Origin of the sequence: Acinetobacter sp. 243_ASPC (assembly GCF_001054715.1) — a bacterium.
GTDB lineage: Bacteria > Pseudomonadota > Gammaproteobacteria > Pseudomonadales > Moraxellaceae > Acinetobacter > Acinetobacter soli.
Genome location: NZ_JVOR01000066.1, coordinates 1,150 through 13,500 on the forward strand (window position 1 = coordinate 1,150; position 12,351 = coordinate 13,500).

Sequence of the window (12,351 nt, forward strand, 5' to 3'; positions counted from 1 at the left end):
CCCGCCGTGAGCCATTGGGCGTAGTGGCTGGAATTGGTGCGTGGAACTATCCAATCCAGATTGCTTTATGGAAATCTGCCCCTGCCTTGGCCGCAGGCAATGCCATGATTTTTAAACCAAGTGAAGTCACACCACTTACTGCATTTAAACTTGCAGAAATTTATACCGAAGCTGGTTTACCTGCTGGTGTTTTTAACGTCGTACAAGGCTCAGGACGCGATATCGGCCCTTACCTGACCGAGCATCCTGTGATTGAAAAGATTTCATTTACCGGTGGCGTGGAAACTGGCAAAAAAGTTATGGCCAGTGCCGCAGGCTCAACCCTCAAAGACGTGACTATGGAACTCGGTGGAAAATCACCGCTGATTATTTGTGATGATGCCCAGCTTGATCGTGCTGCTGATATTGCCGTTATGGCTAACTTTTTCAGCTCAGGCCAAGTCTGTACCAACGGTACGCGTGTTTTTGTTCCTGAACAGCTTAAATCAGCCTTTGAAGCCGCTGTGGTTGAGCGTGTAAAACGCATTCGAATGGGTGATCCGCAGCACGATGATACGAATTTTGGTCCAATGGTGAGTTTTGCACATATGGACAAGGTGTTGTCTTATATTGCTTCCGGTAAGGAACAAGGTGCAAAAGTACTCATTGGCGGGCAGCGCGCCACGCAAGCAGCGCTTAAAGACGGCGCTTTTGTAGAGCCAACTGTATTTACCGACTGTACAGATGCTATGAAAATCGTACAAGAAGAAATATTTGGGCCCGTCATGAGTATCTTGACTTATGCGACAATTGAAGAAGCCGTTCAACGCGCCAACAGTACTGTTTTTGGTTTGGCAGCAGGTGTGGTCACTCAGGATATTTCCTTGGCACATCGCATTATTCACCAACTGGAAGCCGGTATTTGCTGGATTAATACGTGGGGAGAATCCCCAGCCGAAATGCCAGTCGGTGGTTATAAAGAATCGGGCGTAGGGCGTGAAAATGGTATCTCGACGCTCAACCACTATACCCGAACAAAATCGATTCAAGTCGAAATGGGCGATTACCAGAGCGTGTTCTAAAACACGCGACGCCCTTTTTAAAGTTTCCTCATAAATCTGATGTCACTGCTGCTATCACAGCGTGACGCATACAATATTAAGGAATAGCAATGACGACTCAATCTTACGATTATATTATTATTGGCGCAGGCTCTGCAGGTAATGTGCTGGCCGCGCGTTTAACTGAAGATGCCAATACATCGGTATTACTTTTGGAGGCTGGCGGCCCCGATTACCGTCTGGATTTTCGTACGCAAATGCCAGCGGCTCTCGCCTTTCCGCTTCAAGGCCGACGCTACAACTGGGCTTACCTCACCGAGCCTGAACCGCATATGAATAACCGTCGTATGGAATGCGGTCGTGGTAAAGGACTCGGTGGCTCATCACTGATTAACGGGATGTGTTACATTCGCGGTAATGCAATGGATCTCGATGGCTGGGCCAAGCTTAAGGGTTTAGAAAACTGGACCTACGCCGACTGTCTACCTTATTACAAAAAAGCAGAAACGCGCGATATCGGTGGTAACGATTATCATGGCGATAGCGGACCGGTTAGTGTTGCAACGCCTAAAGCAGACAATAATGTCTTGTTTCATGCCATGATTGAGGCTGGTGTTCAGGCTGGTTATCCACGCACAGACGATTTAAACGGCTATCAGCAAGAAGGCTTCGGCCCGATGGATCGTACCGTCACCAAAAACGGTCGCCGCTCGAGTACGGCACGTGGCTATCTGGATATGGCCAAAGGCCGACCGAATCTGACCATTGTTACGCATGCCATGACCAATAAGATCTTGTTTAGTGGCAAACAGGCCATTGGTGTGGAATATATTCAAGGCGCCAACAAAAACGATCTGAAAAAAGTCCTTGCCAATAAAGAAGTGCTGTTATGTGCTGGTGCGATTGCTTCACCGCAAATTTTGCAGCGCTCAGGCGTGGGTCAAAGCACCTTTTTAAAATCGATGGACATTGATGTGGTTCATGATTTGCCGGGTGTAGGTGAAAATTTACAAGATCACTTGGAAATGTATTTACAGTACAAGTGCAAACAACCTGTGTCACTTTACCCTGCACTGCAATGGTATAACCAGCCAGCAATCGGTGCAGAATGGCTGTTTTTAGGTAAAGGTATCGGTGCCAGCAATCAGTTTGAAGCAGGTGGCTTTATTCGTTCGTCTGACGAGTTTGAATGGCCAAACATTCAGTATCACTTCTTGCCTGTTGCCATTAACTATAACGGTAGTAATGCAGTAAAAGAACATGGTTTTCAAGCACATGTCGGTTCGATGAGATCTCCATCACGTGGGCATATCAAACTCAAATCGAAAGATCCGTTTGAGCATCCAAGCATTTTGTTTAACTACATGTCGACTGAGCAGGACTGGCAAGAGTTCCGCGCTGCCATTCGTATTACCCGTGAAATCATGCATCAGCCTGCGCTAGATCCTTATCGTGGTGAAGAAATTAGTCCTGGTAATCAGCTTTCGACAGATGCACAACTCGACGATTTTGTTCGTAATCATGGTGAAACGGCTTATCATCCATCGTGCAGCTGTAAAATGGGTGAAGATGAAATGGCTGTGGTGGACCATCAGGGACGCGTGCACGGCATGCAAGGTTTGCGTGTTGTAGATGCCTCAATCATGCCGCTGATTATTACAGGCAATCTGAATGCCACCACCATCATGATGGCAGAAAAAATTGCCGATCAAATCCGTGGTCATGCCCCACTCCCGCGTTCTACTGCTCCGTATTATCGCGCATCGTAACGCTAATTTTTTCAAGTTGTTTCCGAACACGATGCATTTTGTATCGTGTTCGAATATCGCCAGATTTGACCATCTAGCGTACATTTTTTTCTTTTAAGGTATTTTGGAGGTTTCTATTTGATTATTTACAATTCACTTTATATGTGATGCGATGCATTTTTCATCTGTTTTTGAATAAATTTAGGCATTTTACCAAATGTTAAAAAAATTATAAGCAATTGAATTGATATAATTTATTTAACAATATAACTAATATTTATTAAACTAATTTCAACATTTCAAATAAAAATTATATTGTCAATACACAATTCATCTACAATACGCCTCCGATGGAAATGTATGGTCAAATTTAAAAAGTGAATTGATTCATTTGCTGTATGGATTAAGACATTTTACTCCCTCTCTCTGAACTTAAATTTGCCATCATTTCCAGAGTCGATTTCTCTCTTGATTTAGTATTTTTCTTTGTTTCGCCTTTACGCGATGCTAATCACCTACCCCAAGGTCCTTTATCGCATGAAAAAGTTTCTACGATACCTTTTGGTATTGATTGTTGTTCTTTTAATTGCAGCGATCGCCTTCCTTTTTAGGCCAATTGCTTCCAAAAAAATTCAAACCGCTGCTAGTGAGCCTGTTGTAGATGTGGTTCTGGTAGGTGGTGGTATCATGAGTGCCACGCTTGGAACCTATTTGACTGAGCTTGAACCGAACTGGCAAGTTCGTATGTACGAACGCCTAGACAAAGTTGCTCAGGAAAGTTCAAACGGATTCAACAACGCGGGTACGGGCCACTCTGGCTTCATGGAAATGAACTATACCGAAGAAAAAGACGGTAAGATGGACATTTCTAAAGCTGTAAAAGTTGCAGAACAATTTGAAATTTCAAAACAGTTCTGGGCCTATCAAGTGAAACAAAACGTACTTGGCAAGCCATCTACTTTTATCAATCCAGTTCCGCACCATGCTTTTGTATGGGGTGACAACGTTGCGTTCCTCGAAAAGCGTTATGCAGCAATGATTAAAAATCCATTGTTCTATGGTATGCAGATGACTGAAGATGCAAACCAGATCAAACAATGGGCACCGCTCACCATGGAAGGCCGTGATCCTGCACAAAAAGTGGCAGCAACACGTATGGAAATTGGTTCTGATGTAAACTATGGTGCGATCACCACGCAACTGGTAGATAACCTCAACAAGCATCAAAACTTCAAGCTTTCTACATCTACCGAAGTGACTGGCATCAGCCAAAATGACGACAAAACCTGGACTGTTTCATTTAAAAATATGAAAACTGGCCAAGCCGATCATGTAAAAACACGTTTTGTCTTTATCGGTGCGGGTGGTGCAAGCGTTAAATTGTTGCAAATGACTGGTTTACCAGAATCGAAGCAATATGCTGGCTTCCCTGTAGGTGGCGTATTCTTAATGACGGACAATCCTAAAATTGCCGCAGAACATACAGCAAAATTGTATGGTCGTGCTGATCTAGGTGCGCCGCCAATGTCTGTTCCACATATTGATACACGTTATATCGACGGTAAAAAATATGTGTTATTCGGACCATTTGCGACTTACTCGAATAAATTCTTGAAAGAAGGTTCTCAGTTTGATTTATTGGCATCGACCAATAAAAACAACGTATTGCCAATGACTGCTGTTGGTATGGAAAATCTTGATTTGGTGAAATACTTGGTGAGCCAAGTCATGATGACCGATGAAGACCGTTTTAACGAATTGAAAAAGTACTATCCAAATGCAAAACGCGAAGACTGGCGCTTGAACCAAGGTGGTCAACGTGTTCAGGTCATCAAAAAAGAAGAAGGCAAACCAGCCAAGCTTCAATTTGGTACTGAAGTGTTTGTATCTAAAGATCGTTCGGTCACTGCATTGATGGGTGCGTCTCCGGGTGCTTCAACTTCTCCTTACATCATGTTGAGTTTGCTTGAAAAAGCCTTCCCACAACAAGTTGAAGGTGAGTGGAATCCAAAACTGCACGAGATGGTAAAATCGTACAAACAGAAGTTAAGCGAAGATCCAGTATTGCTTGACCAAGTACGTCAGTACACCAGCCAGACTTTAGGTTTGCACTATACACCGCTGACACCAGCAGACTTTGCTAAGCTTGCTGCATCACAATCGAAGTAATTTTTAAAGATTCAAAAAAAGGATGAGCAATGGCTCATCCTTTTTTATCTCCTCTCCTTCATTGATTAATGTGCTGTATTTATCATGTCATCATCTTCTGATTTTTTTGCTGCACTGCGCTACAGAGATTTTTCGCTGCTCAGCCTGAATCAGTTGTGTCTAACCTTAGCCATTTTAATTCAAGAAGTCGTCGTCGCTTATTCGCTCTATCAAATCACGAAAAACCCGCTCATGCTTGGTCTGATCGGTCTAGTCGAACTCGTTCCTTTTATTGTCTTGTCGTTGTGGGGCGGTTATATCGCCGATTATTTCAATCGGCAGATCATTTTAAAATGGGGCTTTGCCCTGACCTGCCCTATTCCGGCATGTTTGGCGCTGCTATTTTTTCTGCACGCCCAACAAAGTATAGAGCTTCCTCTTCTTTTACTTGGCGTTTATGGCTGTATTTTTGTTTTAGGGCTGTTAAGAGGCATTTATAGCCCCTCATTTAACTCTTTACGACCTTTTTTGGTTCCTGAGAAAATTTACAGTAATGCCAATACATGGACAGCATTGATTTGGCAAATTGGCGCCATGCTTGGGCCGCTTCTTGCGGGCGTGATGATGGGACAGTTTGGCATTTACATTGCACTGAGCATAGCCTTACTGTTGCTGTGTGTTGGTAGCGGTGCTGTGGCCATGATTGGTCCACGATGCTTTCCTGCTGTGGCACGACAGCCCATGATTCAAAGTATGCAGCAAGCGATTCAATTTATGCTGAACAATCGCATGATTTTTTGGTCCATGCTGCTTGATTTAAGTACGGTACTATTTGGTGCTTTACTCACATTACTGCCTATTTTTGCTGAGGAAATTTTAAAAAGTGGCGCTTCTGGTCTGGGGCTGTTACGTGCTGCGCCTGCTATTGGCACATTGTGTATGACCTTTGCGCTGATGCGCTATGATCTGACACAACATGCATGGCGTAATATGCTGGTTGCAACGCTCGGCTTTGGTCTGTGTGCTGTGACTTTTGCCTGCTCACGCTCATTGGTGTTGTCCTTTGTGCTTTTAATTGGACTGGGTGCATTTGATAGCATGAGCATGATTATCCGCCAGACATTGTTGCAGTTACTTCCGTGTAAATCACTCCTTGGGCGTGTCGCTGCCTTGAATGGAATTGTCGTCACATCAGGTAATCAGATCGGTGCCTTTCAGGCCAGTCTCTTTGCACGATTATGGACGGTTGTACCCGCTACATTAGTGAGTGGTGGCGCCTGCCTCATGATTTCACTCGCAATTGGCTTATCACAACGAGATTTACTCAAATCAAAAATAAAGCAGCATAAACATACATTTCTTACATCTCATAAGTAGATATGAGCTGTCAAAATTCGTATGCTAAATTCACGTTTACATGTAATGGAGAATTCTTTTTTTATGGCCAATACAAGAGAAACGTCACATAAAATTTACTCGACTTTATATGTGCTCATACTGGTCGTGATCGGCATGTATTGTGTGCTCAATGCCACTTATACGGCTATTATTGGTGGAACGACCTTTTACTTTTTTGCGAGTGTAATTTTATTTGTGCAGTCAGTGATGGCTCTGCGCCCCTCTGAGCATACGCGTAATCTGGCTGGCTTTGGCCTGATCGTGCTGGTTGCGGTCTTACTTTATACTCATGGTTTAGGTTTTTTGAGTCATTTAAAAGCAGTCGCGCTATTGCCTGCCATTGCGTTAACGCTTTTTGGACTACCCGCTTTATCAAATGAACCAAAAAAACTGAATGCCTTAAAAACCATTTTATTGATGTCTTTTATTATATTGGCTGCAGTTCAATACTATGAATTGGACTACTTAAAAGGTTATTACGATTCACTGCATAATGGCGAAACGTGGCAAAAATATGGTGCCCTATAAGTTCACTTATTAAGTGGTAAACAAGGGCACACGCCTACTCAGTTAAAAATACTTTAGCCAAGTGATTTGTTTGTTTTGATGTTTAAATGCCGAGAACCACGCTACAACAGGATAGAGCATCACGGTCAGTAATGCAGTAATCCCCCAAACACTACGCATGGAATCTACCGCAAAATAATTGCCATCTGTATAACCGAATATACTCACACACACCACGTAGAATAGTTTAAGTACATACAAATGAATCAGGTAAAAAAACATTGGTACTGAACCCAGTACTACTAAAGGTTTAAGACCTTTCCAGTGATTCAGACGCTCAAATATCGCCAATATCATCAGCCCTATTCCAGCATTGAATAGAATAAAAAATAAAGAAGGCGGATACTTGGTCAGATTCATAAAGCTCATGAACGTCATGAGAGATGAATCATAATTAACCCAAGGTTGATCACCATACACATTGATCAAGCGCAACAGCACAAATAAGGTAATACTACCTAAGCCAAGGCCGAGTAAATAACGTTGACGCTGAGCTGGACTAAAGCGTTGTTCAAAGAAGTAGCCCAACGCATAGCCGACAAAAATCACGCCAAACCATGGTAAAACCGGGTAAGAGGTCCGAATTTTAATAGCGTCGAACTCTATCCAGCTACGCTCATGTAACACATACCAGAGCTGCTCTAAACCCAAAATGCCTCTAAAAGTCATTGTGTCTAGTAGATTATGTCCAAAAATGATCAATAATCCGGTTGCAAGTAGAACTTTTCTAGGCAGACCCACGCATAAGGCCAACACCACCATGCTGATACCAATCGCCCAAATCACTTGTAAATAAATGACATCGGGTGGGAATTTGGCAGTCCATGCAAAATTGACCAAGGTGAGCTCTAACACGATCAAAAACAAGCCACGTTTAAGTAAAAAACTGCGTGTACTTGCTACCGTGTTTTTCATTTGATACAGATAGGCTGAAAGTCCGGTAAGCAAAACGAAAACTGGCGCACAAATGTGCGCCAAAGCACGACTTCCAAATAAGGCTGGCTCAGTCTCTAAAATGTTCATCGGATCAGTGACTTGTTTATTTAGATAAAATGTTTCTCGAACATGATCGAGTAACATGATCACCATGACAAGCCCTCGTAGGGCATCGATAGATTGTAATCGAGAGAATGTTTTAAGGTGAGACATAATGACTGTAAAACTTAAATCCGTAATGTTATAGTATTACAAATATTAAATTTTGTCTCTACGATTGAGCCGTTTTTATGCAACGCACATCTTATTTAATTTCGTCTGTTTTGGGGCTTTCTTTTTTTCCAGGATTAGTTTGGGCCGACGATAAATCGAGTAACGTTCTCTCCACCATTACTTTGCAAGCTGCTACCGAACAGGAAACCGAAAAGAAAACCTCGGCAACAACTAAATTTGCGCATGATATTGTAGATGTGCCATTTAGTCGCAGTTTCTTATCTGAGGAAATTTTGAAGCAACAAGATGTCCAGCGCATCGATGAAGCGATTCAGCTGGTGACGGGCGTTTATGCGCAAAACAATTACGGCGGTGGATTCTGGGATAATTATTCCATTCGTGGTTTCACCACCGACCCAAACGTGAGCGCCACTATTATTCGAAATGGCTTAAGTGTGAACCGTGGTTTGAGCGCGCCGCGCGATCTGGTCAATATTGCCTCCATCGATATTTTAAAAGGCCCTGCTGCTGCGCTGTATGGTCGCGGCGAAATGGGAGGATTAATCAATATCACTACCAAAAAACCACAGTGGCAACCACAAGGTGAAATTAACCTGAGAGCCAATACAGAAGAAAAATATCGCGGCAGTTTTGAATATACGGCACCGATTAATGATCAGGTCGCTTATCGATTGGCCGTTGCACATGAGGATAATCAAAGCTTTCGTGATTACGTCAACAGTGACCGCTGGTTCTTTTCACCTCAATTAAGCTGGAAAATTTCCGATCAAACCCAGCTCAATTTTGATAGTGAAATCACGCGCCAAAAAGGCATATTTGATCGTGGTATTAGTGCTTATAAAGGTCAGATTTTAATGGATCGTAAAACCTTTACAGGTGAACCTTCAGCAGATGAAAATGAAGTCAGCGATCAGTTTTATCAACTACATCTCGCGCATAGCTTCAATGACGACTGGACGCTCAACAGCGCCATCAGTTACAAGCAAGGTAAGATTGCCGGGAGTTCCAACGAGCCACGTAGTTTTGAAGCGGATGCCCAAACATTAAATCGTCAGCGCCGCCAGCGTTATTCCTATACTACTGATCGTCTGGCTCAAAGCGAATTACTTGGAAAAATTGACAGTACATGGGCAAGACATGAAGTTTTAATTGGCGCAGAAGTTGGCACGCTGGTGTTTAACCAAGGCCAGCTTCGTTGTGATAACGGACGTGTTGGAAAAAAGAATGGTGGGTACGACGATCTGAAACGATATTGTGTGAACCAGATTAATGTCAACCATCCACAATACGGCACCTATCCCAAAGACATGGGGCAATTCATTAGTACCCATGAAGTGCAAGACTACGCAGCACTTAATTTACAAGACCAAATGTTTTTCAATGACCACTGGAGTGTTTTAATCGGCGGACGTTTGGATCACATTAAGCAAAGCCTTGATAATCATTTAAAAGGCTCAAATTCATCAGAAATATTTAACGAAGTATCGCCGCGCTTTGGCTTAAATTATAAATTCAATGATCATTTATCATTTTATAGCAACTATGGCCGGTCATTTGCACTAAATACGGGCACCAATGCCAATGGCGATGTGTTTGCACCAGAGAAAGGTGAAAGCTATGAAGTGGGAAGCAAATTTCTACCCAACGATACAAGCCTTTTAAGTGCTGCGCTGTTTCATATGAAAAAGCGTAATGCTTTAACGATCGATCCAAGTAATACGAGCTATCAATATGCAGCTGGTGAAGCACGTAGCCAAGGGGTGGAATTAACCGCGCAAACACAATTGTGGTCTAAGCTCAACGTTCTAGCCAATTATACCTATACCGATGCGATTATTACCAAAGACACCAATATTGCCAAAGGTACGCGTTTAAATAGTATTCCTAAACACAATGCCAATCTGAGTCTGGACTATTTACTACTGGATGATGGTCAACGTAAAGCTGGTATAGGTGGCAATATCGTCTATGTGGGTCAACGAAATGGCACCCAAAATGATCAAGGCAATTTAATGTTACCGGCGTATACCATCATGAATTTGAATGCCTACTACGCACCAAATGATCAATTTCGTTACCAATTCAGTTTAAATAACGTATTTGATAAAACTTATTATGTCGAGAGCTACAGTGAAATGTGGATTCAACCGGGCGATCCAATTAACGCTTCACTTTCTTTGCAGTGGAAGTTTTAAGCCTTATTGATGACTAGAGTGGCCCAATTGGGTCACTTTTTTTATGTTTGAATATTTTTATTTCGATTAGGTATTCGGCAATGTTATGGGTAAAATGCAAGAAATTAAGGTCTGTGTTGCTAAACGGATCTTTAATTCATTTAGAAAAAATCTGAGTTTGAGCTGATTCATGACTTCCTCTCTTACCCCACGCTTGCTAGATCAAGACAACCTGCAAGCAGCACAAGCTTTTGCCATTCGAACCCGACAGTTATTGTTTCCTGAGGTTTATCAAACCAGTTTACCGCACGATCTCACCCATTTTGGTGAAACTTATGTGGTAAGCCCTATGGGTGCCTGCTTCATCATAAAAGACGGTGAGTCCATCGTGGCAATGGTGGCTTATCGAAGGTATGATGCCCGATTTGATCTTGAGTTACCCAGCCCATGTGTAGAAGTGGTCAAACTATTTGTTGAGCCTCACTATCGTCGGCAAGGATTGGCAAGCAGATTATGTCAGGCGCTTTTTGAATATGCACGCACCCAAAATATCAGACATTTTTATCTGCATACCCATCCATTTTTACCAGCAGCCGAATACTTTTGGCAGCAACAGGGCTTTCATTTAATTCGGCGCGAATGGATACAGCATTACGACACCCTGCATATGCTCAAATCAATTTAAAGACGTTGCCGGCGCAGCAGAATCAGCACAAGCGCGACCAGAATACTCAGACCAAAAATAGGCAAACACAAACCGGTTACTCCCAAAAGGAGTACCAAGCCAATGCGCTGACTCATACTACCCTTTTGCCAAATCATGAGGCTGTATTGGGAAAACATAATCGTGCTTTGCTTAAAGTTTGATGTTTTCCACCATGCGCGATAGGCCATCAAAATCGCAGCACATAAACCCAGTGCAAAGAGCACCAAGAGCAATTGATTGGGCCAGCCAAACAACACCCCCATGTGAGCATCTACTCCCCATCGGGTTAATTTGGCCACCAGCGGAAACTGCTCGAAGTCAACATGATCAATTACACGCTGCTGCTGTAAATCAATCGCTACGCTATCGACCTGAGTTGGCCAGCCACGATCAATTTCTTCCACTATCCATGCTTGATTAGGCGCCGCAGGTGGACGAATTTGAATTTTATTTGCGCTAATTCCTTCGTTTCGTGCCAATTTTAACGCGAGCTCAAAATCATGCGCACTGATCATACTGTGCATTTGCATGACCATACCTTGGTGGTGTTCATGATGTGCCGCATGTGCATCGGTAGTTGTTTGCCCTGACAATGCTGTATTTAAGCTAGGCGTTTGCCAGCCCAAAGCCTGACGCAAGCTTAAAATATTAGAGCCTGCCCAGTTTGACCATGTCAGACCAGTAATCGAAAAAAATAGCAGCAATGGCAATAAAATTAGTCCAATCCAGCGGTGCCATTTGAGTAATTGAGCACGTGTACCAGAAACAGCACCTGAAGTATTTTTACGACGAATCATCCAGTGATAAAGGCCCGACAAGGCCAAAAGCCCCATCCAGCTCGCGGCCAACTCACTATAAATACGTCCCCACTCGCCAAGCAAAAGATCTCGATGCAAACGATCGAGCTGTGTACGCAATGGTAAAATCCCACTAGTGCCATACACGCCTAGCTCACCTTTTACGGCTAAAGTATTCGGATCGACAAAGACGGCCTGATTATTGATCTGGCGAGTTTGATCGCTGTACATTACGCGAGTGGTATTATGAGGTGTCGGTGCAGGACGTACTGCAACGATTTGTGCGGTGGGTGGCAGTTGCGCCTGAGCCACCTGAATTTGCTGGGTGAGCGTGCCGGCACGGTGGCCATCGGGTTGGCTATACAGTACATCTCGATAGACATACTGCTCTAGCTGCGGCGTGAGTACGTAAAGCAGCCCTGTTAGGGCAGCAATAAATATAAACGGCGCAATAAAAAGCCCGGCGTAACGATGCAATAAAACAAAAAAATCACGCCAAAAACGAGGAGAAGAATGATGGACAGCCATAACGCGACATACAGAAAATTACCTCGTTAGTATAGTTGATTTTGTATACAACAGCCTAATTTCAACAATAAAAAA

General features: G+C 43.2%; 8 protein-coding genes and 1 pseudogene (1 of these 9 only partly in view). 7 read left to right on the top strand and 2 right to left on the bottom strand.

Going from position 1 to position 12,351, the window contains the following annotated elements:
- The 5 genes and pseudogenes from betB to ADA42_RS06435 form a co-directional block, all read left to right on the top strand.
- A pseudogene (gene betB, locus ADA42_RS06415) lies at positions 1–1,061 on the top strand (betaine-aldehyde dehydrogenase) (it extends 420 nt beyond the left edge of the window).
- Positions 1,062–1,150: 89 nt separating this feature from the next.
- A complete protein-coding gene (betA, locus tag ADA42_RS06420) occupies positions 1,151–2,809 on the top strand; it encodes a choline dehydrogenase (RefSeq protein ID WP_048764208.1) in 1,659 nt (552 codons plus the stop codon).
- Between the two features lie 516 nt (positions 2,810–3,325).
- Entirely contained in the window at positions 3,326–4,957 is a 1,632-nt protein-coding gene (mqo, locus tag ADA42_RS06425; protein WP_004935935.1) for a malate dehydrogenase (quinone), read from the top strand.
- An 84-nt stretch (positions 4,958–5,041) separates the two neighbouring features.
- Positions 5,042–6,313 (top strand): MFS transporter, encoded by a 1,272-nt coding sequence (locus tag ADA42_RS06430; protein ID WP_048764210.1) that lies wholly within the window; start codon positions 5,042–5,044, stop codon positions 6,311–6,313.
- Between the two features lie 63 nt (positions 6,314–6,376).
- Positions 6,377–6,862 (top strand): hypothetical protein, encoded by a 486-nt coding sequence (locus ADA42_RS06435; protein ID WP_048764211.1) that lies wholly within the window; start codon positions 6,377–6,379, stop codon positions 6,860–6,862.
- 42 nt (positions 6,863–6,904) lie between these two features.
- Here ADA42_RS06435 and ADA42_RS06440 read toward each other — a convergent pair whose 3' ends face one another.
- On the bottom strand, positions 6,905–8,050 hold the full coding sequence (locus tag ADA42_RS06440) for a DUF1624 domain-containing protein (protein WP_048764212.1): 1,146 nt from the start codon (positions 8,048–8,050) through the stop codon (positions 6,905–6,907).
- Between the two features lie 77 nt (positions 8,051–8,127).
- On the opposite strand from ADA42_RS06440, the gene ADA42_RS06445 reads away from it, so the two are divergent.
- Positions 8,128–10,266 (top strand): TonB-dependent siderophore receptor, encoded by a 2,139-nt coding sequence (locus tag ADA42_RS06445; protein WP_048764214.1) that lies wholly within the window; start codon positions 8,128–8,130, stop codon positions 10,264–10,266.
- Between the two features lie 169 nt (positions 10,267–10,435).
- The gene (locus tag ADA42_RS06450) at positions 10,436–10,930 is read left to right on the top strand and encodes a GNAT family N-acetyltransferase (RefSeq protein ID WP_048764216.1); all 495 of its coding nucleotides are present in this window, start codon (positions 10,436–10,438) and stop codon (positions 10,928–10,930) included.
- On the opposite strand, the gene ADA42_RS06455 is transcribed toward ADA42_RS06450, so the two are convergent.
- Positions 10,927–12,276, bottom strand: a complete 1,350-nt coding sequence (locus ADA42_RS06455) for a PepSY-associated TM helix domain-containing protein (RefSeq protein WP_048764218.1) — start codon at positions 12,274–12,276, stop codon at positions 10,927–10,929. The genes ADA42_RS06450 and ADA42_RS06455 overlap by 4 nt on opposite strands.
- Positions 12,277–12,351 lie beyond the last annotated feature (75 nt).